Genomic DNA, 23,975 nt, shown 5'->3' on the forward strand with positions numbered 1-23,975 from the left:
GGAGCAAGTTCAATAACTTGCTCCTACCATAACATTATGATAGAACTAACAAACTTTAAAGGTGAGACGTTTACATTAAATGCTTACTACATCGAGCGTATTCAATCTTTTCCAGACACAACCATTACATTAGTGAATGGGAAAAAGTTGGTCGTTAGAGAGTCTGAAAACGAAGTCAGAGATCTATCTATAAAATTTTATCAAACAGCTGGTATAAACAGCTGGCAAGAAAAAGTGGGTGAACATAGTGAATAGTAAAGTTTTTAAAATTATCTTGGGTGTTTTAGCTATTATCGCCATTTCAGGTATGGCAGCAATCATCTTCATTTTAGTGAATGAAGATGATCCAGATCGTGAATTAACCATTGATGAACAGATCGAATATTCATACACGACTGAACAAATAAGTGTTGATTTACAAGATGGCCGATTTGTTCAACTTCAATTTAACTTGATTACGAACAATAGTGATGCAAGGGATGAAGTCGAAAAACGTCAGTTTCAATTTAACAATATCTTAATTAAAGAATCAGTTAACATGACATCAGATGATATTCAAGCAGGTTTATCAGAACTAGAAACGAATTTAAAAAATGAAATGAATGAATTAATGGAAGAAGGGGAAATTACCGACATTTACATTGTGGGTAAAATTGTACAGTAATTTAGCTCCTTAATGGGAGGTGAGAGCAATGGCAGAAGAGGTTTTGTCCCAAAATGAAATTGATGCACTATTATCAGCACTGTCTTCAGGCGAAATGGATGCTAATCAATTGAAGCAAGAAGAACAAGATAAGAAAGTTCGGGTTTATGATTTTAAACGCGCACTTCGTTTTTCGAAAGATCAGATTCGTAGTATTTCTAGAATAAACGAAAATTACGCTAGGTTGTTAACAACATATTTTTCAGCACAGTTACGTACATATGTACATATTTCTGTTGCTTCTGTTGATCAAATTCCTTATGAAGAATTTGTTAGATCTGTACCAACGATGACTGTTTTGAATATATTCAGTATGGCACCGTTGGATGGTCGAATTATTTTTGAAATCAATCCAAATATTGCTTATGCGATGTTAGATCGTATTCTTGGTGGGAAAGGAACGAGTCTAAATAAAATTGAGAATTTGACTGAAATTGAGTCAACGATTATGACAAATTTATTTGAAAAATCGTTAGATAATTTGCGTGATGCATGGGCATCTGTCGCCGAAATTGATCCAATGTTAGAAGAATTTGAGGTCAATCCTCAATTCTTACAGTTGGTTTCTCCAAATGAAACAGTAGTCGTGGTTTCATTAAATACAACGATAGGGGAAAGTAGTGGGATGATCAATATATGTATTCCACATGTGGTGCTAGAACCAATTATGCCTCGTTTGTCTGTCCATTATTGGATGCAGACAGAAACACAAAAAGACAGAAAACCTGAAGAATATGAAAACTTGACCAAGAATATTGAAGCGACTGATATAGATTTACAAGTTATACTCGGTCAAACCAACATTTCCGTCCATGATTTATTAGCATTACAGACTGGAGATGTATTACATTTAAATCAATCGATTGATGAACCATTAGTTATGCAATCTGATCAAGAATCACTCTATTATGTTCAACCTGGACATAAACGAAATAAGGTTGCTGTACAAATATTAGAAGAAATTAAAGGGGGGTCCCCAGATGATGAATGATGGTATGCTTTCTCAAGATGAGATTGATGCATTGTTAAATACGGATGAAGAAGGTCAAGACGAAGTTGTGGAAAATGGTAATGATCAAGATGACGACATTACCACAATCATGTCGGATCTAGAACGAGATGCTTTAGGGGAAATCGGTAATATTTCTTTTGGTAGTTCTGCTACGACGTTATCAACTTTGCTTAACCAAAAGGTTGATATTACAACACCAACCATTTCAGTTATTCGCCGCAATGAATTAGAGGATGAATTTCCACATCCACATGTAGGGGTTGAAGTTGAATATACAGAAGGCTTTGAAGGTGTTAATTTATTTGTGATTAAATCAAATGATGCTGCAATTATTGCAGACTTAATGCTTGGTGGTGATGGCCAAACAGAAGCTACCGAATTAAGTGATATCCACATGAGTGCTGTTCAAGAAGCGATGAATCAAATGATGGGTACGGCTGCCACAAGCATGTCAACTGTATTTTCCAAAAGAGTTGATATCTCTCCACCATCTACTATGATGATTGATGTTAAAGATGAATCAAGTGAGCAACACATTCCAGGGGATGACATCTTAATTCAAGTTGCTTTTCAACTAAAAATTGGTGAACTGATTGATTCGAAAATTATGCAACTCCTTCCTACGCATTTTGCTAAAGAAATGGTGGACGGTCTATTGAATGCACCAACTGAAAAAACGAACAAACAAGAATCGAAAAAAGTGGAGAAATCAACGACAGCAACGCCCAATCAAGAATCAAGTCAAAATATGGAGAGAGTTAGTCGTGAACCTCGTAATATCGGGGAGCCATCACAATCTGGAGCTGATGTACAAAATGCTTCATTTTCGACTTTTGAAGAGGTGAATTTGCCTGAAACAGAAAAACGCAACTTAGATATGTTATTAGATATACCGTTGCAAGTAACTGTTGAACTCGGAAGAACAAAGCGTGCGGTTAAAGATATTTTAGAGTTATCATCAGGATCGATCCTAGAGTTGGATAAACTAGCTGGTGAACCTGTTGATATTCATGTTAATAACAAGCTAATTGCACAAGGTGAAGTTGTTGTTATCGATGAAAATTTTGGGGTGCGAGTCACTGACATTGTTAGTCAATCGGATCGATTGAAAAAGTTAAAGTAAAAGTTAAGGAGGAAATAGGATGGCATACTCAGTATTAATTGTTGATGATGCAGCGTTTATGAGAATGATGATCAAAGATATATTAACGAAGAATGGTTTTAACGTGGTGGGGGAAGCCCAAGACGGTCAGCAAGCCGTTGAAAAATTCGCAGAGTTGAAACCAGATCTTGTTACCTTAGACATTACGATGCCAGAAAAGGATGGGATAGCAGCTCTTAAGGAAATGAAAGAAATTGAGCCAAACGCAACGATCATTATGTGTTCAGCCATGGGGCAACAAGCAATGGTTATTGATGCCATTCAAGCAGGCGCAAAAGATTTTGTTGTAAAGCCGTTTCAAGCTGAACGTGTTATTGAGGCGATTAATAAAGCATTGGACTGATTGAATGAAAAAGATTGTTATACTAACCCTATTGCTTTTTCTAATGACACATATAGAACCGACTCTAGCTAATGCAGATAATGATTCGGTATCAGATTTTTTTAACCAAGATCAACTTGAGTCGCCCGAAACAGATGTGCCCGAACAACCTGTTGTTGAGCAAGATGATGAAGATCTCTCACCACAATTGACGAACCAACAAACCAATTTAGCGGTGTTAATCTTTCAAATCATTATTTCGCTTGCTTTAATTATTGGATTGATCTACGGGTTGTTGAAATTCTTTAATCGCTCAGGTCGTTTTAGTAAACAAGGTGAGAATTTGGAAAGTTTGGGTGGACTTTCTTTAGGGGCTAGCAAATCTGTACAGCTAATTAAAATTGGGACGAAAGTGTATTTAGTAGGTGTAGGAGACGATGTCTCATTATTGACAGAGATAACTGATGAAGAAGTTAGACAACAATTAATTGAACAGAAGTATACTGATCGATCGACACAGATTCCTTTTTTAAATCAATTGAAGTTAAAATCGTTACAGAAAAGTAGAAATCAACAAGATAATGATGAAAGTTCAAGTGAAGATAAAGCTTTTGCTTCATTGTTTAAGGGAGAACTTGATGCTATGAAGAAAAAAAGAGCAGAAATTAGAGCGAACGATAAGGAAGAAGAATAATTATGAATGAATTTATTGATATCTTTTCTGGAACAGATCCTGAAGCTGTATCAACTTCAGTTCAATTACTTTTACTGTTAACGATTTTCTCACTTGCTCCAAGTATTCTAATATTAATGACAAGTTTCACCCGAATTATTATTGTGTTATCTTTTACAAGAACATCATTAGCGACGCAACAAATGCCACCTAACCAAGTTTTGGTTGGAATTGCACTGTTTCTGACTTTTTTTATCATGGCACCAACATTTCAAGAAATTAATCAGCAAGCCTTGTCACCATTAATGAATGAAGAAATTAGTTTAGAAGAAGCCTATGATCAAGCGAGTGCACCCATTAAAAGCTTTATGGCAGACCATACGCGACAAAGGGATCTTGCCTTATTTTTAGATTATACTGACACAGAAGATATTGAATCGATTGACGATATTCCGTTAACTGTCCTTGTTCCTGCTTTTGCTATTAGTGAATTGAAGACAGCATTTACGATGGGGTTTTTAATTTTCATACCTTTTCTCGTGATCGATATGACAGTGGCTAGTATTTTGATGTCAATGGGGATGATGATGCTACCACCTGTTATGATATCATTACCGTTTAAAGTATTACTATTTGTTATGGTAGATGGTTGGTATCTGATAACGGAATCATTATTATCAGGATTTAATTAGTGAGAAGGAGAATGTAATGATGAGTGGAGAAATAGTTATAACACTTGCTGAGCGTGGCATACTTACTGTTTTAATGGTAGCAGGCCCCCTATTAATTTTAGCATTGAGTGTAGGTTTACTTGTTAGTATCTTTCAAGCGACTACTCAAATCCAAGAACAAACATTGGCATTTATTCCTAAAATTGTTGCTGTATTATTAGGTCTCGTTTTCTTTGGACCGTGGATGCTTACGAGAGTGATAGAGTTTACCGCAAGTATACTACAGAATCTCAATCAATATGTAGGTTAAGTGATGCTAACATTAATAGATCTTAATCTCTTACCTGCTTTTCTACTCATCTTGGCTCGAATCGTTGCGTTTATTGCTACAGTTCCGATTTTTTCTTATCGAAATATCCCCAATCCATTTAAAATCGGTATAGCTATTTTTATAAGTTGGATTTTATTGTTTACGATTGATATTCCAGATATTTCACTTGATTTAACTTTTTTACTGCTTGTTTTTAAAGAAGCTTTTATTGGAATCATTTTGGGGATGGTCGCTTATGTAATTTTGACTGTTGTTCAAATCGCAGGCGGATTTATTGATTTCCAAATGGGATTTGCTATTGCTAATATTATTGATCCTCAAACAGGGGCACAAAGCCCAGTGATTGGCCAATATTTCTATACGTTTGCTATATTGTTTTTACTGGCTGTAGATGGTCATCATTTACTTATTAATGGCGCTTTTTATAGCTTTGAACTAATAGCAATTGATCAGTTGATCAACATAGGATCAGAAAGCTATATACTAGCTGTGTTAACGATGTTTAACCAAATGTTTTTAATTGCTTTCCAGATGGCGATTCCGATTGTTGGCTGCTTATTTTTAGTAGATGTAGCCTTAGGAATTATTGCACGAACTGTTCCTCAACTGAATGTATTTGTTGTTGGTATTCCATTAAAGATTACGGTTTCGTTATTTGTGATTAGTATGTTTATTGTTCTGTATATGGGACTTGTTAGAAGTCTTTTTGGTTACATTATTGAAATGATGCATGTATTTATGCAAGTGCTAGGAGGGGTGTAGTGATGCAAAGATTGGCTTTAGATTTGCAGTTTTTTTCAGGAGAAAAAACCGAGAAGGCTACACCTAAGAAACGTCAAGATACAAGGAAAAAAGGACAAGTAAGCAAAAGTCAAGATGTAAACACTGCTGTTCTACTCTTTTTTATGTTTATCGTTTTTATCATTATTGGTCCTTTTTGGAAGGAGCGTTTCACAAGCCTGTATCAGCAAATCTTTACTGAATACATGCTCTGGGAGTTAAGTCCTGATCATTTGCGCATCATATTTATTGATGTTCTCACCTATATTGGATTTGCGATTGCACCAGTTATGGGTATTGCTATTATAGCTGGATTCGCTTCAAATTTAATGCAGATTGGTTTTTTATTTACGACAGAACCATTGCAAATGAAGTTGGATAAAATAAATCCAATCTCAGGAGCAAAAAAGATTTTTTCAATTCGTGCAATAGTTGAATTGATTAAATCAATTCTAAAAATTACTGTGGTTGCAACCGTCACGTTCTCAATATTATGGATGAATAAAGATGAGATGATGATGTTGGCCCATGGAAACCTTGATGGAGCGTTATCTTTTTTTGGTTCTACAGTAACATTAATGGGAATTTCAGCATCGCTAGCTTTACTTGTCCTATCGATTATTGATTATATGTATCAACGTTTTGATTACGAAAAGAATATTCGAATGTCGAAACAAGATATTAAGGATGAACATAAGAATATTGAAGGGGATCCTTTGATTAAATCTAAAATCAAAGAACGCCAGCGTCAGATGGCAATGCGTCGTATGATGAGTGAAATCCCAAACGCTGATGTAGTCATTACGAATCCTACTCACTATGCGGTAGCGATTAAATATGATGAATCAAAAGCAGATGCCCCTTATGTTGTTGCTAAAGGCGTCGATTATGTAGCATTTAAAATTCGCGATATAGCCAAAAATAATAAAGTAGCAATTGTAGAAAATCGTCCTTTAGCAAGAGCATTATATGCCGAAGTTGAGATTGGCCAAGCTATTAATGAATCGTTTTATCAAGCTGTAGCTGAAGTTTTGGCTTATGTCTATCAAATTGAACAAAAAGCTTAACACAGCTTGTAAGGAGAGGGAATAATGAAGGCAAAAGATCTATCCGTACTTTTATTTGTAATTACAATTATTATTATGCTAATCATCCCATTACCTGGATGGTTATTAAGTATTTTAATATTGACAAATATATCATTGGCTTTAATCGTTATTTTAGTGGCCATGAATACAACAGAACCACTGCAATTTTCGATTTTACCTTCGTTATTACTACTTTTAACATTGTTTCGATTGGGTTTAAATGTTTCTACTACGCGTTCCATACTAGGTGAAGCAGATGCTGGGAATGTAGTGGATACATTTGGGACTTTCGTTATTGGTGATAGTCCACTGGTAGGTTTCGTTGTATTTGCAATTTTAATTATTATCCAATTTCTTGTTATAACAAAAGGTAGTGAGCGTGTATCTGAGGTAGGTGCCCGATTTACGTTAGATGCGATGCCTGGTAAGCAAATGAGTATTGATGCTGATTTAAATGCAGGATTAATAAATGAACAACAGGCTAAAGAACGCCGACAAAAAATTGAGCGAGAAGCCGATTTTTATGGAGCGATGGATGGAGCAAGTAAGTTTGTAAAAGGGGATGCAATTGCTGGTATTGTCATTGTACTTATAAATATCATTTTTGGTCTTGTCATCGGTATGATTCAATTAGGAATGAGCTTTGAAGAAGCCATATCTACCTACATGCAATTGACAGTTGGGGATGGATTGGTAAGTCAAATTCCAGCGCTGTTGATTTCAACTGCTACAGGTATCATTGTGACACGTGCTGCATCAGAAGGTAATTTAAGCAGTGATGTGACGGGACAATTACTTCAGTATCCAAAGTTACTTTACATTGCTGGAGGTACGATATTCCTGTTCGGTTTAACACCAATTAATTTCTGGCTAACGACAGCAATAGCTGCAATATTGATTTTTGGAGGTTTGTTGTTAGAGCGTCCTGCTAAAGATATTGAAGTTGATCACGCTTTAGAAGAGGAAGAAGAATCAAGTAGCCAGATGAAGTCACAAGAAAATGTAGTTGATTTAATTAGTATGGATCCGATTGAATTTGAATTTGGTTATGCTTTAATCCCACTTGTTGATGCAAGCCAAGGTGGCGACCTTATGGATCGAATCGTTATGATTAGGAGACAATTAGCCATTGAGTTTGGAATTGTCATTCCTGTTGTACGAATTCGTGATAATATTCAATTGCCGCCAAATGCTTATCAACTTAAAATAAAGGGTAATGAAGTAGCACAAGGTGAATTAATGTTGGACCATTATTTAGCGATGACCCCTGGAATAGATGATGATGATCTTGACGGGATAGAGACAAAGGAACCCGCTTTTGGCCTACCAGCAAAGTGGATTACAGAAGAAGTGAAAGATGATGCTGAACTGGCAGGTTATACAGTTGTTGACCCTCCTTCTGTCGTTTCTACACATATAACAGAAGTTATTAAAAAACATGCACATTTACTATTAGGGCGTCAGGAGACTAAGCAATTAATTGATCATTTAAAAGAATCTTATCCAATCTTAGTCGAAGAGGTTACACCAGAACCATTAAACGTTGGAGATGTTCAAAAGGTACTTGCTAAGTTATTACGCGAACAAGTATCTGTCAGAAATTTACCTGTGATTTTTGAGACATTAGCCGATTTCGGAAAAATGACAAATGATCCTGAATTACTTGGTGAATATGCAAGGCAAGCATTAGCATCACAGATCACAAAGCAGTATACGGAAGGCTCTAAATCATTACGAGTCATTACCGTGGCCGGAGAAGTAGAGCAAATGATTGCTGATCATGTTCAACAAACAGAGCATGGAAATTATTTGGCATTAGATCCGGATTCGCAACAGCGAATTATTCGTTCGGTAACAGAGAAAGTCGAACAGGTATCCTTACAAGAAGAGATCCCGATCATTTTATGTTCGCCAACCATCAGAATGTATATGAAGCAATTGCTAGATCGTTTCTTTCCGCATGTGGTGGTGTTGTCTTATAACGAGTTAGAACCAAATCTAGATGTTCAAAGTGTTGGGGTGGTGAACGCCGGATGAAAGTAAAAAAATATGTGGCAGCGACAATGCCCGAAGTGATGCAAAAGGTAAGAAAAGAATTAGGAAGTGACGCTGTTATTCTTAATTCTAAAGTGATTTATACTGGGGGATTTCTAGGGCTATTTAAAAAAAGAAATATTGAGGTGGTAGCAGCTATTGAACCCGAACCTGTTAGAAGGTCTTCAAATCATATGGTTAAGTCACCAGTCAAGCACCAGTTCAAATCAGAAAAGGAAGCAAAGGATAAAGAGCAAAAGATTGTATTGGAAGAGTTAAGGTCATTAAGAAAATGGATGGAATCAAAATCAGAAGATGATCAGCAAGTCTTTCCGGCTGCTTTTGAATCGGTTCGCGACCATTTGTTAGCACAAGAGGTAGATCAAACGATTACCGAACAAACATTAAAAGCCGTTTATGAACAAGAGAATCGTGACGATTTAACTTATCAAGAGGCGAAGCAGGCAGTCAAGTCACACTTATTATCTTTTTTTGCAAATTATGACTGTGGAGCTATAGCTTATGAGAAAAGATTTATTCATCTTGTTGGCCCTACAGGGGTTGGAAAAACAACAACCATTGCTAAGCTCGCTGCTAACAGCATGATCAAGGATGGAAAAAAAGTAGCGTTAATTACCACAGATACGTATCGAATTGCAGCAATTGAGCAGTTAAAAACGTATTCAAAAATTTTAGATATTCCATTAGAAATTGCTTATACGATGGAAGATTACCAAAAAGCCAGATTGAAATTTCAGCATTATGATGTGGTTTTTGTTGATACAGCGGGACGAAACTTCCGCGATCCTAAGTACGTCGCAGAACTTGGACAAATCGTCGATTTAGAACATGATATTGAGACGTATTTGGTTCTCTCCTTGACAGCTAAATCGAACGATCTCGTCTCGATATTCAAACAATTCCAAGCGATTCCATTGAAAAAGCTTATTTTCACAAAGACCGATGAAACCATGTCGTATGGTGCAATTTTGAACTTAATCAGCCATTATCAAATAGGTATAGCCTATTTAACCCATGGTCAAGATGTACCAGACGACATTAGGGAAGCTGAACCACGCATGCTAGTAGAACTGTTAATGGGGACACATGATGAACATGTATAATGATCAAGCTGAAAATCTTCGTAAAAAGATGGAAAAACGGAGTAAACATAAACATGCTAAAACAATTGCTGTCGTAAGTGGAAAAGGTGGCGTTGGGAAATCAAATTTCACATTAAATTTTGCCCTTAGCTTAGCTCAAAAAGAAAAATCAGTACTTATTGTTGATCTTGATATCGGGATGGGTAATATTGACATCCTACTTGGCTTACAAGCTAAGCAATCGATTGTTCAAATGTATGAGAATAATCTTTCTATTCATGATATTATAGAAAAAGGACCACATGCTTTAGCTTATATCGCAGCTGGTTCTGGACTTTCAGAAGTATTTAGCATGAGTGAAGAGAAATTTAACTATTTTTTAGAACAATTTGACCAAATCACTTATGATTATGATTATATCTTTTTTGATATGGGAGCTGGCGCCACACATGATAGCTTATTTTATATATTAGCTGCTGATCAATGTTTTGTTGTAACGACGCCTGAGCCTACTGCTATGATGGATGCTTATGCTATGGTTAAGCATATTTATTTAAGAAATCCAGAGCTCCCCTTCTATCTGGTTGTTAATCGAAGTGAATCTTTTAAAGACGGTAAGATGATCATGAAAAGACTTCAAAAAGTTATTGAACAGTTTTTATCGAAATCGATTACACCTTTAGGTATTATTCCTTATGATAAGGTCATTTCAAGGGCTGTCGTTCAACAAATTCCGTTTACGTTATTTGATTCACGTGCTCAAGCCTCGAAAGCTGTTAATCAAATCGCTACTCAATACTTAACGGATTCAATCAATATAAATAAGAAAACATCATCAACTTTTATAACAAAATTAAAGAAATTTATGACAGAAAGGTAGGGCAATATGGATAAAGTAAAGGTACTCGTTGTCGATGACTCTGCATTTATGCGTAAAATGATTTCTGATATATTGGAATCACATATAAAGATAGAAGTCGTAGGAACCGCTCGCAATGGTCAAGATGCACTAGATAAGATAGATACATTGCATCCTGATGTGGTCACTTTAGATATTGAAATGCCTGTAATGGACGGCTTAACCGCTTTATCCCATATTATGAAAAATAAGCAACGCCCTGTTATCATGCTTTCGAGCTTAACTAAAGAAGGTGCTGATAAAACGCTTGAGTCAATGGAATTAGGTGCGGTGGACTTTGTTACTAAGCCTTCTGGCTCTATTTCTCTAAACATTAAGGAAAAAGAAGCCGAAATTATAAGTAAGGTCTTACAAGCCACTCATGTCAAAGTTACATCTATAAAGCCTAAAAGTTATCAAACTTCTGTTATTCAATCGTTTAATAGGGATAAAAAACAACGATCTAAGTTAAGTAACACGGATAAATTTATTATAGCTATAGGTACATCGACAGGGGGACCTCGCGCCCTTCAGCAAGTAGTGACGCGATTACCGGCAGATATACCTGCACCTATTGTAATTGTCCAACATATGCCAGCTGGATTCACTAAATCATTGGCTAATCGTTTAAATAATTTATCCCATATATCTGTAAGAGAAGTAACTGATGGCGAGTGGCTGGAAAATGGAACAGCTTATATTGCACCAGGTGGCTATCAATTTAGAGTGGTTGAGTCATCAATGGGTTTGAAAGCTAAAGTGACAAAAGAAGAGAATAGAAATGGTCATCAACCGTCTGTTGATGTATTATTTGAATCTTTAGCTGAATTAACCAAGCACCAGCTATTAAGTGTTATCATGACCGGCATGGGGGCTGATGGGGCGAATGGCATTATTGAGATGAAAGCGAAGAAAAGTAATACGATCGTTGTATCTGAAGATAAGGAAACTTGTGTCGTCTATGGCATGCCCCAAGCTGCTGAAAAGACAAAATTAGTAGACTTTGTCGTTGAGCTTCCAAGTATTGCAGATACAATTGTCAATCAACTGAAAGTCAGAGGTGAATAGCATGGAAATGAATGAGTACTTAGATGTATTTATTGAAGAGAGTAAAGAACATATTCAATCCTTAAATGATCAATTATTACTACTTGAAAAAGAACCGGACAATTTGGATATTGTTAGTGAAATCTTTCGATCAGCTCATACATTAAAGGGTATGTCGGCAACAATGGGTTTTCAAGATCTCGCTGACTTAACTCACAAAATGGAAAATGTACTTGATGCTGTAAGGAATCAGCAGTTAACATTAACACCTGGAATTATTGATATTGTTTTCAATGCTGTTGATGCACTTGAGGCAATGGTCCTTGATATTATCGACGGTGGTGAAGGGAAGAAAGATGTATCAGACTTAATTAAACAACTAGAAGCTATAGAAACTGGTGAATCAGTTGGAGAAACCAAGTCAGATCATGTGGCAACAAACTCAAACAAACCAACGATTAATGTTAATCAAGAATTAGATCAATTTGAATTAGCTGTTCTACAGCAATCCCAAGAAAAAGGTTTTAAAAACTTTCAAATCACCGTTCAACTTCAAGAAACATGCTTGTTAAAAGCAGCTAGAGTGTATATGGTCTTTGAAATTCTCGAACAAATTGGTGAAGTTATTAAGTCAACACCGACTGTAACTGAATTAGAAGACGAGAATTTTGAATTTGATTTTTCAGTTATATTAGTAGCTCAAGATACATCAGAAGCCATTCAGCAAAAAGTGATGAAGGTATCTGAAATTGAGCAGGTTCAAGTTAATGAACTGCAACTTGACAATCAATCGATCACAGAAACAGATGCAGTAGTAGAAGAAACGCCTACTAAAGTTAAAGAAGAGGCTACAGCCAAGAAAGAATCTTCTAAATCACAACTAACAAGTAAAACCATCAGAGTTAATATAGAACGATTGGATGCACTGATGAATTTGTTTGAAGAATTGGTTATCGATCGTGGTCGCCTTGAACAAATATCAAGCTCTTTACGTGACAATGAACTTCAAGAGACGGTTGAGCATATGTCTCGAATTTCAGGTGACCTACAAAATATTATTCTTAACATGCGTATGGTACCGATTGATCAAGTTTTTAATCGTTTCCCAAGAATGGTGAGGCAATTAGCTAAAGATCTTGATAAAAAAATTGATTTGCAAATATACGGTGCAGATACTGAACTTGATCGTACGGTTATCGATGAAATTGGTGATCCATTAGTACACTTGATTCGAAACGCATTAGATCATGGTATTGAGACACCAGATATAAGAACGCAAAAAGGGAAGCCTGAAGAAGGTATTTTAAAACTAAATGCTTATCATAGTGGTAACCACGTGTTTATCGAGATTTCAGATAATGGTGCTGGTATTGATCGTGACAAAGTCGTTAATAAAGCAATTGAAAATGGTGTTATTACACAGGAACAAGGCCAAACGTATACTGATAATCAAGTTTATCAGCTCATTTTAGAAAGTGGTTTCTCTACTGCTGATAAAATTTCTGATATTTCTGGACGTGGCGTAGGACTAGATGTGGTAAAGAATACGATTGAATCACTAGGTGGAACAATCACAATTGATTCTACTTTTAATGAAGGTTCAACATTTTTAATCCAGTTACCATTAACGCTTTCGATTATTTCAGTTATGTTAACTGAAGTACAAGACGAAAAATATGCAATTCCATTGTCATCAATTATTGAAACAGCTATCGTTCATAAAAAAGATATTATGCGCGCACATAATAAACAAGTGATTGATTTTAGAGGTAAGGTGGTCCCACTCGTCTCTTTACAGCATGTATTTGATATACCTGGAGAGCCGAACGACGAAGAATATTATTCTGTTGTTATTATACGTCAAGGTGACAAAATGGCTGGCCTTATTGTTGATAGCTTTATTGGTCAACATGAAGTGGTGCTAAAATCTCTCGGTAACTATTTGACAGACATATTTGCAATCTCTGGTGCAACCATCCTTGGTGATGGACAAGTCGCATTGATTGTTGATACAAATGCATTAATTAAATAACAAGGGGGTAAATGAGATGGCAGAAGTGACAACAGAGTATTTAAAGTCTATTGTATTTCAATTAAATGATGAAGAATATGCGATGCCTGTTGACCTAGTAGGTTCAATTGAGCGTATGATGCATATTACCAGAATCCCAGGTGCAGCTCCTTTCGTCAAAGGTGTTTTAAATCTAAGAGGCGTGGTCACACCGATTATTGATTTGCGAAAAAGGTTCGGTTTTGAGTCAGTCGATTATTCAGAAAGTACGCGTACGATTATTATTCACCATAATAATATGGACGTTGGCCTTATTGTTGATGCGGCTTATGATGTCATTGATATACCTAAAGATCGGTTAGAACCGGCACCAGAAATAGTGGGGTCTGTCTCAATTGAATATATTGATGGAGTAGCTAAACATGACGATCGATTATTAATTTTATTAAACATTGATAAGGTGCTAGCAGACGAAGCACTGGCAAGTAAAACAGCTTTTCAAGATAAGCAGGTGTAATCATGTCATTTATTGATTCTTTAACAGATTATCAGTTAGATGCACTTAAAGAAGTCGGTAATATAGGCTCTGGCAATGCAGCCACATCATTGTCAATGCTGTTAAATCATAAAGTAGATATGAAGGTGCCGGCAGTTCGAATCGTTGATTATAATGAAATGATGGAATTGGTCGGTGGACCCGATAAGTTAATTGCTGCAGTTTTTTTGCGTATCGAAGGAGAAGCACCAGGTAATATGTTTTTTGTTCTTTCGCCTGAGGAAGCAGAAACTTTTGTTAAGCAAATGACGGGAAGTGAAGATTTTTCAGTGCAAGAACCCCCTTTTGATGAGATGGCCATGTCTGCACTACAAGAAATGGGGAATATATTAGCAGGCTCGTATCTTTCTGCGTTGTCTGATTTTATCAATGTTTTATTACAGCCATCTGTCCCTCTATTAACAATTGATATGGCAGGGGCAATTTTAGCAGAAGGACTATTGGAGTTATCACAAGTAAGTGATTATGCGATAATTATTGATACGATTATTGATGATCACGAAGATGAAAACAAACCGATACAAGGTCATTTCTTTTTACTACCTGATCCGGATTCATTCCCTAAAATTTTCAATAAATTAGGCGTGCCAGAGCAGTGAAAACGTACGAAAGTAAGTTGATTAAAGTAGGAATAGCTGATTTAAAATTTGCAAAATCACCGGATGTTTTGCGGACATCAGGTTTAGGATCTTGTGTTGGGGTGGTTGTCTTTGATGCATCAGCAAAAATAGCCGGGATGGCACACGTTATGCTTCCTGATTCTAAATCATCAAAAAAATCAGAGCTTAATCAATTTAAATATGCAGATACTTCATTACCGATTTTAATTGATACATTGATTAAAGATGGAGCAAGAAAATTTGCGTTAAAGGCTAAAATAGCCGGTGGTGCGCAAATGTTCTCATTCAGCTCATCTAATGATATGCTTCGAGTAGGTCAACGTAATGTAGAAGCGGTTAAAACAGTTTTGAATCAATATCGTATACCTATTTTAGCCGAGGATGTTTATGGTAATAGTGGACGGACCATTGAGTTTTCACTAGAAACAACATTGTTAAATATTAGAACCGTTAGTCAAGGAACAAAAGATATTTAAAAAATAATGAAAGCGAGGCGATTGGATTGCTTGATAAGGCGGTAACCATCGATCAACTTTGGAAAAACTGGATAGAAGATAAAGATGCATTTGCGGCCGATCGACTCGTTGAACATTATTTATACTTAGTGGATTATCATACGAATCGGATAGCCAGCCATTTACCCAAAAATGTTCTGAAAGATGATATTCGTAGCCTAGGCTTATTCGGTTTATATGACGCTTTGCAAAAATTTGAACCAGAGCGTGATTTGAAATTTGACACGTATGCATCGTTTCGGATTCGTGGTGCCATTATTGATGGTTTAAGAAAAGAAGATTGGCTTCCTAGATCAACGCGAGAAAAAGCGAAAAAAATTGATCAAGCATCACATGAATTAATTCAAAAGTTACAGAGAAATCCATCCGTTACAGAAGTAGCAGAACATCTTAATATGAAAGTTAGTGAAGTAGAAACAAGTTATAAAGATGCATGGTTTGCTCATTTACTTTCCATTGAAGAAAAAGTTGGTGAATCTTCTGAAGATCATAAAGAAGGTATTGGTTACACGATTGTTGACAAAGACCAGCTTTCACCGGAAGATCAAATTTTAAAAGATGAAAATTATGAAGAACTCGCTCAATCGATTAAACAGTTGAATCAAAATGAACAAATGGTTATTAGCCTTTTTTATCATGAAGAGCTTACTTTTACGGAAATTGGACACGTCCTGTCCCTCACGACATCAAGAATCTCTCAAATTCATAAGCAAGCGATATTTAAGTTAAAGCATGTATTATCTTGATCTAACATATTAAGTCACGAAGGAGATATGAAAATGGAGGATATAAACGATTACTTTGACCTACTTATATCTGCTGATAAGATGTCTGCAACAATTCAATTAAGGGCAGAATACAATCCCGATGAGCTTGGAGAAAAAGTATTTAGAGAATGGTTGGTAAGTGAAAATATTAAGTTTGGCTTGGATGAAGAAGCGGTAAAAAAGATTGTCAGTCAGTATGATGCATCGATCTTTCCCATTAAGATTGCAAAAGGTGTAGCAGCCCAACATGGGAAAGATGGTAAAATTGATTTTGTATGTGATCAAGATGACTACTTTGATTTAGATGAAAAGAGAAATTTTCGTGATGTGAAAAAGATCCCTTCACTTGAAGAAGGCGAGAAGATAGCTGTGATTACAGATCCGGTTCAGGGGCAGCCAGGCCGTGACGTTCTAGATAAAAAGCTACCAGCTAAGCAGGGAAAGCCTGTCAAGATGCGCGCAGGGAAAAACGTACGTTTTGATGAGCAAACGAACACATTCTTTGCCACAACAGGTGGTCAATTAAGTGTAGGCGCAAATAAGATAAACGTATTTGATACATATGAATTAAATGAAGATCTATCAATGAAAACAGGTAATGTTAATTTTATTGGTTCTGTTATTATTCGAGGTAATGTCCCTGCAGGCTACCGTGTTGAAGCTGATGGAGACGTTCACATATATGGGCTTGTAGAGGATGGACATGTTATAGCTGGAGGTAATGTTATTATTACTGAAGGTATTGCCGGATTGAAAAAAGGCTCAATTAAAGCTGGTGGCGATGTGACCATTAGTTACATAAATCAAGCGAAAGTAGAAGCAGAAAATAATATTATTGTTCAAAATTCAATTATGCACAGTTATTGTGTAGCGAAAGATCATATCTATTGTAAATCTGGTAATATTATTGGTGGTGCGTGTTCAGCAGGAACATTAATTGAAGCTAAAGATGTTGGTAATAAAATGGACACAAAAACAGAAATTGCAATTGGCATTGATCAAGAACAATATCAAATTGAAAGTCAATTAAATGCAGCTAAAGATACGCTTATAAATGACATAGAGAAATTAAAAGCATTAGGGGATGGATTGGAAAAAAAAGCAAAATCCGGATTATCCTCGAAAGAACGTATTTTACTTTTAAAGCAAAAGAACACGATGCAAGTTACCGAGAATAAGTTGAAGAAAATTGAAGAGAAAATTGCATCATTGCACGTGCAGATAGGGGATGAAGAAAAAGCGAAGTTAATTGTTAAAGGTGTACTGCATCCCAATGTCGATCTGCGGTTTGGTAAGTATCAAAGGACAACGGATAAGGAGTATAAATTTTCTCAAGTTTTTCTTGATGATGGAGAAATCCAAATTTCACCTCTTTAAGTTGAAGGGAAGTGTGTGCTGTGAGTTGGAAAGGGATCGAATTACAAGTCGCATTACCTCGTACGTCAGATGCTGGTCGAATTCAAGAGCAAATTCAGCAACGTGGCCAATTTATGCAAGATGTGATTTCACAGGCTCAGTTACAGTCAGAGGAAATAAAACGTCGACAAGTGAATGATCTTGAACAAAAGCAAAAGTTAAATAATGATCGGCACGATAAGAAGCAGCTGCATTCAGACACAGAAGAAAATCAACCCAAAGAAGCGGAAAGCCACATCAAGCTAGAGCATCCATACTTGGGAAAACGAATTGATATTAACGGTTAAGAGGGATTTAAAATGATGGAATATGGTTTATTGTTTATTAGTTTTCTTACCCATGCAATTACATTTATTATTATACGACAATTAAAAAATAAGCTTGATCAACCTAGTCAAATTCAAGAAAATTTAACTAAGCAGCAGAAGGAAATAGAAGAACTTCTTGCTGTTTATTTATTAGAAATACGAGAAGAAAATGAAAAATTATTGGAGCATATCGAGAACAATGGGGCACTGACGAAGCCTAAAGAAGTAGCAGGTGATAGACAAAGTCATCAAACACAACAGCAATCAGGTGTTGAAAATGTTGATAATCGAGACAAATATCAGGATTATCAACCACCAGTCCAACCTGAACAAGAAGAACATGTTGAACAGTCATTAGCAGCTCAAGTCCTTGCTTTACACGCTAAAGGGGAAACGATAGAAGCTATTGCTAAAAAGTTAAACCGTGGAAAAACAGAAGTTGAGTTACTTGTTAAGTTTCAACAAAAAAACAAATAAAAAAACTTGCTAGAAGGCTATCGTTATGATATATTTGTTCATGGTGTTAATTACACACGCTTATGGATGATGGAGATGGTGCTAGTATAAACATATATTAGTTTCTCTGTAAAGATGAAATAAGCGGAGGGAAAACCAAAATAGGAGGAAGTTAAAATGGCAGTTATTTCAATGAAACAACTACTTGAAGCTGGTGTACACTTTGGACACCAAACACGTCGTTGGAATCCAAAAATGAAAAAATACATTTTCACGGAAAGAAACGGCATCTACATTATTGATTTACAAAAAACAGTAAAAAAAGTTGATGAAGCATACAACTTTATTAAAGAAGTAGCCGAAAATGGTGGAACTGTTTTATTCGTGGGAACGAAGAAACAAGCGCAAGAATCTGTTAAAGATGAGGCGATTCGTTCTGGTCAATATTTCATCAATCAGCGTTGGTTAGGTGGTACATTAACTAACTTTGGCACGATCCGTAAGCGTATCAATCGCTTGAAAGATATTGAACGCATGGAAGAAGATGGTACATTCGATGTACTTCCTAAGAAAGAGGTTGTTGGTCTTTTGAAAGAAAAAGATCGCCTTGTTAAATTCTTAGGTGGAATTAAAGAAATGAAAAAAATTCCTGATGCTTTGTTTATCGTTGATCCTCGTAAAGAGCGCATTGCTGTAGCAGAGGCTCATAAATTGAACATTCCGATTGTAGGTATTGTAGATACAAACTGTGATCCTGATGAAATCGATTATGTAATCCCTGCAAATGATGATGCGATCCGCGCAGTTAAATTATTAACTTCTAAAATGGCTGATGCTATCTTAGAAGTTAAACAAGGTGAAGAAACTGAAGTAGCAGAAGAAGTTTCAACTGAAGAGACAGTTGACTCTGTAGAGGTTGCTACTGAGCAAGAATAACAAAGGTTTACAGAGGTGATAAGAGGGGAACCTTTTATCACCTTTTTTACACGCTAGTAAATGGTAAAATTTCGAGGATGATGTCTATTGACAAAGGAGAAATTTTACAAAATTAAAGCGAGACGTATGGACATTAAAATAAATAATGATGTCAAAAACATTTTGTAGTAAGAACAGTTATATTGATGTAAGCATTTAGCTAGATAACAATTAAGGAGGAATTACAAATGGCAGTAACAGCAAGTATGGTAAAAGAACTACGTGAAAAAACTGGCGCAGGAATGATGGATTGTAAAAAGGCGTTACAAGAAACAAATGGTGATATGGAACAAGCTGTTGATTACCTTCGAGAAAAAGGGATTTCAAAAGCAGCTAAAAAGGCTGATCGTATCGCTGCTGAAGGTTCAGCATATACATTAACAGATGGAAATACAGCTGTATTATTAGAAGTTAATTGTGAAACAGATTTTGTAACTAAAAATGATCAATTTAAATCATTGTTAGATGAGCTAGCTAAGCATTTGCTAAGTCAAAAACCAGAAACATTAGAAGAAGCTTTACAACAACCACTCCATGGAAATGGAGAAACGGTTGAAACTTTTATTAATAACAACATTGCAAAAATTGGAGAAAAATTGTCTCTACGTCGCTTTGTTATTACTGAGAAAACAGATGCAGATGCCTTTGGTGCTTATATTCATATGGGCGGGAATATTGGTGTATTAACAGTGGTTGAAGGTACAGCTGATGATGCCTTTGCGAAAGATATTGCGATGCACATCGCTGCAGTTAATCCTCGTTTTGTTTCTCGTGATGCAGTTGACGCTGAAACGGTTGATAAGGAACGTGACGTACTTAAGCAACAAGCATTGAATGAAGGAAAGCCAGAGAATATTGTTGAGAAGATGGTAGAAGGTAGACTTGGTAAATTCTTTGAAGAAATTTGTTTATTAGAGCAAAGTTTCGTTAAAGATCCTGATCAAAAAGTGAAAAAGTTAATTGCTGATAAAGGTGCGACAGTCAAAGGTTTCACACGTTATCAAGTAGGTGAAGGTATTGAAAAGCGCGAAGAGAATTTTGCAGAAGAAGTAAGGAATCAAATGAATAAATAATCAATCTATCTGTAGGGAATATGACTGGTGATGCCAACGTTTTCCAATACTTCAATGCCCCGCGGTTAGAAGTATAAACACAGTTAAGTTATGGGGAGCACATCGTGTTCCCTTTTCTTTAAGCTATAGAATTTTAGCAAAGTAGTGGGAAGCGGGGTTAAAGTTTTAAAATACCGAGGGTAAGAAGAGTTAGCACACCACTAAAGGTCTAGCAATTTCTGTTTTTTCAACATGTGACTAAACACTTGTTTTTATAATAAGTCGTATTAACCGTGCATGATTTGACAACATACTTAATTGATTCAATTAAATAAAGGTAGAGAGAATTAGTTTTTCTTGAATGGATATACTTCGTTTGTTTCATAACTAAAGATAGTGTAAGATATAAGTAAATTATACATAATGGAGGTTATTATGGCGACAGCACGTTATAAAAGGATTGTGTTAAAATTAAGTGGAGAAGCTTTAAGTGGGGATCAAGGTTATGGTCTTGAACCCAATATTATCCAATCTATAGCTAAGCAAGTCAAAGAAGTAGCCGATTTAGGTGTTGAGATAGCTATTGTTGTTGGGGGAGGTAATATTTGGCGGGGTAAGGTAGGTAGTGAAATGGGCATGGATCGAGCTAATGCTGATTATATGGGGATGTTAGCTACTGTTATGAATTCGCTCGCCTTACAAGATAGTCTTGAGAACTGTGGTATTGAAACGCGTGTTCAGACATCAATTGAGATGAGACAAGTCGCTGAACCTTATATTCGTCGAAAAGCCATTCGCCATCTTGAAAAAAAACGCGTTGTCATTTTTGCTGCAGGAACAGGGAATCCATATTTTTCAACAGATACAACGGCTGCGTTACGAGCAGCAGAAGTGGATGCGGAAGTAATTCTAATGGCTAAAAATAACGTTGACGGCGTTTATAATGCTGATCCTAAATTTGACACAAGTGCCGAAAAATATGATCAACTTACTTACATGAAAATGCTTAATGATGAATTAGGCGTAATGGACTCAACCGCTTCATCATTATGTATGGATAATGATATACCTCTGTTAGTTTTTTCAGTTACTGAGAATGGAAATATTAAACGAGCCGTCTTAGGAGAAGAGATCGGTACTATGATTAGGGGGAAATAAAAAATGTCTGATTCAATTATTAAAGAGGCTAAACAAAAAATGGAGCAAGCGATTCAATCTTTTTCAAAACAGTTAGCAACCGTGCGCGCAGGTAGAGCCAATCCTGCCATTTTAAATAGTGTCTTTGTTGATTACTACGGTGCGGCCACACCATTAAACCAACTGGCAACGATTTCGGCACCTGAAGCACGATTACTGTTAATTACTCCTTTTGATAAATCGGCTATTGGTGAAATTGAAAAAGCCATTCAAAAAGCTGATCTAGGTTTAGCGCCTTCCAGTGATGGGAATGTCGTTCGAATTGCTATTCCAGCATTAACAGAAGAACGTCGTAAGGAACTTGTGAAAGTGGTTGGTAAGTTTTCTGAGGAGGCAAAAGTGCAAGTTCGAAATGTGCGTCGTGATGCTAATGATCAATTGAAAAAGGCTGAGAAAAATGGTGATCTAACAGAGGATGATCTTCGAGGTTACCAAGATGATGTCCAAACTGAAACGGATCAATCAATAAATAAAATTGATAATCTTGTCAAGGAAAAAGAAGCGGAAATTATGGAAGTTTGATTCATTTAGCAAAGTGAGGTGTAGCAAAAGCTCGATCTTTTGCTACACCTTTTTTCTATTAGCAAAGTTTCTTAGTGAATCTAGAGTGATTACATGGTAAACTGTAAAAAGGCGAGTAAACCATAGCCTAATTTAAAATTGAGTAAGTTAGTGTTAATAATGGGGGATATAAAATGGCATTCATTAGATGGCCTTTTAAAAATAGAAATAAAATGATCTATCAGTCAAATGATGAGATTACAATCATTCCTAAACATGTTGCAATTATTATGGATGGGAATGGGCGCTGGGCAAATCAACGTGGATTACCACGATTTGCTGGGCATAAAGAAGGGATGGACAATGTGAAACGCATTGTCAAAGTTGCTAATAGTTACCGAATTCAAGTACTTACTTTATATGCTTTCTCGACAGAAAACTGGAAACGCCCGAAGCAAGAAGTAGATTACATAATGAAATTACCAAAAGAGTTTTTAAGTGTGTATTTACCAGAACTGATTGAGGAGAATGTCAAGATTCAGACAATAGGTGATTTTGAGGCATTGCCTTATCATACGAAGAAGGCTGTTCAGCATGCCATTGATCAAACAAAAGATAACACAGGCTTGATCCTAAATATTGCATTAAACTATGGTAGCCGCTCTGAAATGATCAAAGCTGTCCAGGCGATAGCACTAGATGTTAAGAATGAGCATTTGTCTATTGAAGATATTAATGAAGATATGATGAATCAGCGTTTGTTTACTGCTAACTTGCCAGATCCAGATCTTTTAATTCGTACAAGTGGCGAAATAAGATTAAGCAACTTTTTATTGTGGCAACTTGCTTATACTGAATTTTGGTTTACCGAAGCTTATTGGCCTTCGTTCAACGAGAAAGAGTTTGAAGCTGCACTCGTCGCTTATCAGCAAAGAAAAAGAAGGTACGGTGGTCTTTAAACATAAAAAAGGTGTGAAAATGATGATAACAAGAATAATTACAGCTGTAATCGCAATTTTGGTGTTTTTTCCGCTCGTTATTATAGGTGGTTGGCCCTTTTATTTGATAATGTTTCTGATTAGCACAATAGGGCTCTATGAGTTATTAAAGATGCGTCAAATGACAAAATATCCTGTCCCTATGATTTTTACGATGATATTATTATGGTCATTGATTTTACCAGATATTGAATGGCCTGTATTTACTTGGCTTTTTACGCATCAAATTGAAGTGTTATTAATTATTGCGTTACTTTTATTAAGTTATACGGTTTTAGTAAAGAATAAATTTACTTTTGAAGATGCGGGATTTATGTTATTATCAGCGGTATATATTGGATTAGGATTCTATTATTTTATTGAAAGTCAAGCAAGTGGTTTACACTATATTTTTTATGCAATAGTGGTCATTTTAGCTACAGACACAGGGGCGTATTTCTCGGGTAGATTATTTGGAAAGTACAAGCTATGGCCAGAAATTAGCCCAAATAAAACAATTGAAGGTGCAATTGGTGGGACAATTATTGCAATGTTTGCTGGTGTGATTTTTCATATTATTGTTCCTGTCCATGATTCAATGTTGGTGGTCGTAATCGTTTCTTTATTTGCGAGTTTAATGGGGCAAATTGGTGATTTAGTTGAGTCTGCCTTTAAGCGATACTATAATGTTAAAGACTCCGGTCGTATCTTACCAGGGCATGGTGGGATATTAGATCGATTTGATAGTTGGTTATTTGTGTTCCCATTCTTGCATTTTATTCAATTTGTTTCATAAAGTA

28 protein-coding genes are annotated in these 23,975 nt (G+C 36.1%); all 28 read left to right on the plus strand.

Translation table 11 applies throughout. The features are described 5' to 3' along the window. Positions 1-36 precede the first annotated feature (36 nt). On the plus strand, positions 37-255 hold the full coding sequence (locus JOE23_RS04060) for a flagellar FlbD family protein (protein ID WP_204436020.1): 219 nt from the start codon (positions 37-39) through the stop codon (positions 253-255). Beyond that, entirely contained in the window at positions 248-664 is a 417-nt protein-coding gene (locus JOE23_RS04065) for a flagellar basal body-associated FliL family protein (RefSeq protein ID WP_204436021.1), read from the plus strand. Before JOE23_RS04060 ends, JOE23_RS04065 begins: the two co-directional genes overlap by 8 nt. 28 nt (positions 665-692) lie before the next feature. Continuing rightward, positions 693-1,694, plus strand: a complete 1,002-nt coding sequence (gene fliM, locus JOE23_RS04070) for a flagellar motor switch protein FliM (RefSeq protein WP_204436022.1) — start codon at positions 693-695, stop codon at positions 1,692-1,694. Then, a complete protein-coding gene (fliY, locus tag JOE23_RS04075) occupies positions 1,684-2,838 on the plus strand; it encodes a flagellar motor switch phosphatase FliY (RefSeq protein WP_204436023.1) in 1,155 nt (384 codons plus the stop codon). The genes fliM and fliY overlap by 11 nt, the downstream gene beginning before the upstream one ends. A gap of 19 nt (positions 2,839-2,857) precedes the next feature. Next, entirely contained in the window at positions 2,858-3,220 is a 363-nt protein-coding gene (locus JOE23_RS04080; RefSeq protein ID WP_204436024.1) for a response regulator, read from the plus strand. A gap of 4 nt (positions 3,221-3,224) precedes the next feature. Continuing rightward, positions 3,225-3,893: a flagellar biosynthetic protein FliO gene (locus JOE23_RS04085; RefSeq protein WP_204436025.1), complete on the plus strand. Its 669-nt coding sequence runs from the start codon at positions 3,225-3,227 to the stop codon at positions 3,891-3,893. A 2-nt stretch (positions 3,894-3,895) separates the two neighbouring features. Continuing rightward, positions 3,896-4,564 carry a flagellar type III secretion system pore protein FliP gene (gene fliP, locus JOE23_RS04090; protein WP_204436026.1) on the plus strand — a complete coding sequence of 223 codons (669 nt, stop codon included), beginning with the start codon at positions 3,896-3,898 and terminating at the stop codon, positions 4,562-4,564. A 19-nt stretch (positions 4,565-4,583) separates the two neighbouring features. Then, positions 4,584-4,853: a flagellar biosynthesis protein FliQ gene (gene fliQ, locus JOE23_RS04095; RefSeq protein ID WP_204436027.1), complete on the plus strand. Its 270-nt coding sequence runs from the start codon at positions 4,584-4,586 to the stop codon at positions 4,851-4,853. Between the two features lie 3 nt (positions 4,854-4,856). Then, positions 4,857-5,636: a flagellar biosynthetic protein FliR gene (gene fliR, locus JOE23_RS04100; RefSeq protein ID WP_204436028.1), complete on the plus strand. Its 780-nt coding sequence runs from the start codon at positions 4,857-4,859 to the stop codon at positions 5,634-5,636. 2 nt (positions 5,637-5,638) lie between these two features. Next, positions 5,639-6,721, plus strand: coding sequence for a flagellar biosynthesis protein FlhB (gene flhB / locus JOE23_RS04105; RefSeq protein ID WP_204436246.1), 1,083 nt, complete (start codon positions 5,639-5,641; stop codon positions 6,719-6,721). A 24-nt stretch (positions 6,722-6,745) separates the two neighbouring features. After that, positions 6,746-8,779: a flagellar biosynthesis protein FlhA gene (gene flhA, locus JOE23_RS04110; protein WP_204436029.1), complete on the plus strand. Its 2,034-nt coding sequence runs from the start codon at positions 6,746-6,748 to the stop codon at positions 8,777-8,779. Continuing rightward, the gene (gene flhF / locus JOE23_RS04115; RefSeq protein WP_204436030.1) at positions 8,776-9,900 is read left to right on the plus strand and encodes a flagellar biosynthesis GTPase FlhF; all 1,125 of its coding nucleotides are present in this window, start codon (positions 8,776-8,778) and stop codon (positions 9,898-9,900) included. Before flhA ends, flhF begins: the two co-directional genes overlap by 4 nt. Next, complete coding sequence (locus tag JOE23_RS04120) at positions 9,887-10,759, plus strand: MinD/ParA family protein (protein WP_204436031.1); 873 nt, start codon at positions 9,887-9,889, stop codon at positions 10,757-10,759. The genes flhF and JOE23_RS04120 overlap by 14 nt, the downstream gene beginning before the upstream one ends. Before the next feature lie 6 nt (positions 10,760-10,765). Further along, positions 10,766-11,845, plus strand: coding sequence for a protein-glutamate methylesterase/protein-glutamine glutaminase (locus tag JOE23_RS04125; RefSeq protein WP_204436032.1), 1,080 nt, complete (start codon positions 10,766-10,768; stop codon positions 11,843-11,845). A 1-nt stretch (position 11,846) separates the two neighbouring features. Further along, positions 11,847-13,856 (plus strand): chemotaxis protein CheA, encoded by a 2,010-nt coding sequence (locus tag JOE23_RS04130; RefSeq protein ID WP_204436033.1) that lies wholly within the window; start codon positions 11,847-11,849, stop codon positions 13,854-13,856. Between the two features lie 16 nt (positions 13,857-13,872). After that, on the plus strand, positions 13,873-14,352 hold the full coding sequence (locus JOE23_RS04135) for a chemotaxis protein CheW (protein ID WP_204436034.1): 480 nt from the start codon (positions 13,873-13,875) through the stop codon (positions 14,350-14,352). Between the two features lie 2 nt (positions 14,353-14,354). After that, positions 14,355-14,990 (plus strand): chemotaxis protein CheC, encoded by a 636-nt coding sequence (locus JOE23_RS04140; protein WP_204436035.1) that lies wholly within the window; start codon positions 14,355-14,357, stop codon positions 14,988-14,990. After that, positions 14,987-15,487 carry a chemotaxis protein CheD gene (locus JOE23_RS04145; RefSeq protein ID WP_204436036.1) on the plus strand — a complete coding sequence of 167 codons (501 nt, stop codon included), beginning with the start codon at positions 14,987-14,989 and terminating at the stop codon, positions 15,485-15,487. The genes JOE23_RS04140 and JOE23_RS04145 overlap by 4 nt, the downstream gene beginning before the upstream one ends. A 26-nt stretch (positions 15,488-15,513) precedes the next feature. Next, positions 15,514-16,272, plus strand: coding sequence for a FliA/WhiG family RNA polymerase sigma factor (locus tag JOE23_RS04150; protein ID WP_204436037.1), 759 nt, complete (start codon positions 15,514-15,516; stop codon positions 16,270-16,272). 33 nt (positions 16,273-16,305) lie between these two features. After that, the gene (locus tag JOE23_RS04155; RefSeq protein WP_204436038.1) at positions 16,306-17,670 is read left to right on the plus strand and encodes a DUF342 domain-containing protein; all 1,365 of its coding nucleotides are present in this window, start codon (positions 16,306-16,308) and stop codon (positions 17,668-17,670) included. Between the two features lie 20 nt (positions 17,671-17,690). Continuing rightward, positions 17,691-17,996, plus strand: coding sequence for a hypothetical protein (locus JOE23_RS04160; RefSeq protein ID WP_204436039.1), 306 nt, complete (start codon positions 17,691-17,693; stop codon positions 17,994-17,996). Between the two features lie 12 nt (positions 17,997-18,008). Then, on the plus strand, positions 18,009-18,494 hold the full coding sequence (locus JOE23_RS04165) for a DUF6115 domain-containing protein (RefSeq protein WP_204436040.1): 486 nt from the start codon (positions 18,009-18,011) through the stop codon (positions 18,492-18,494). 156 nt (positions 18,495-18,650) lie between these two features. Further along, complete coding sequence (gene rpsB / locus JOE23_RS04170) at positions 18,651-19,409, plus strand: 30S ribosomal protein S2 (RefSeq protein ID WP_204436041.1); 759 nt, start codon at positions 18,651-18,653, stop codon at positions 19,407-19,409. Positions 19,410-19,636: 227 nt separating this feature from the next. Further along, positions 19,637-20,521 carry a translation elongation factor Ts gene (tsf, locus tag JOE23_RS04175; protein ID WP_204436042.1) on the plus strand — a complete coding sequence of 295 codons (885 nt, stop codon included), beginning with the start codon at positions 19,637-19,639 and terminating at the stop codon, positions 20,519-20,521. A 414-nt stretch (positions 20,522-20,935) separates the two neighbouring features. Further along, positions 20,936-21,658, plus strand: coding sequence for a UMP kinase (gene pyrH / locus JOE23_RS04180; RefSeq protein WP_204436043.1), 723 nt, complete (start codon positions 20,936-20,938; stop codon positions 21,656-21,658). Positions 21,659-21,661: 3 nt separating this feature from the next. Further along, positions 21,662-22,219 carry a ribosome recycling factor gene (gene frr / locus JOE23_RS04185; protein WP_204436044.1) on the plus strand — a complete coding sequence of 186 codons (558 nt, stop codon included), beginning with the start codon at positions 21,662-21,664 and terminating at the stop codon, positions 22,217-22,219. A gap of 212 nt (positions 22,220-22,431) precedes the next feature. Then, the gene (locus JOE23_RS04190) at positions 22,432-23,157 is read left to right on the plus strand and encodes an isoprenyl transferase (RefSeq protein ID WP_420827530.1); all 726 of its coding nucleotides are present in this window, start codon (positions 22,432-22,434) and stop codon (positions 23,155-23,157) included. Positions 23,158-23,179: 22 nt separating this feature from the next. Continuing rightward, a complete protein-coding gene (locus tag JOE23_RS04195; RefSeq protein ID WP_204436046.1) occupies positions 23,180-23,971 on the plus strand; it encodes a phosphatidate cytidylyltransferase in 792 nt (263 codons plus the stop codon). The last annotated feature ends 4 nt before the right edge of the window (positions 23,972-23,975 follow it).

The organism is Amphibacillus cookii, assembly GCF_016908375.1.
Taxonomy (GTDB): domain Bacteria; phylum Bacillota; class Bacilli; order Bacillales; family Amphibacillaceae; genus Amphibacillus_C; species Amphibacillus_C cookii.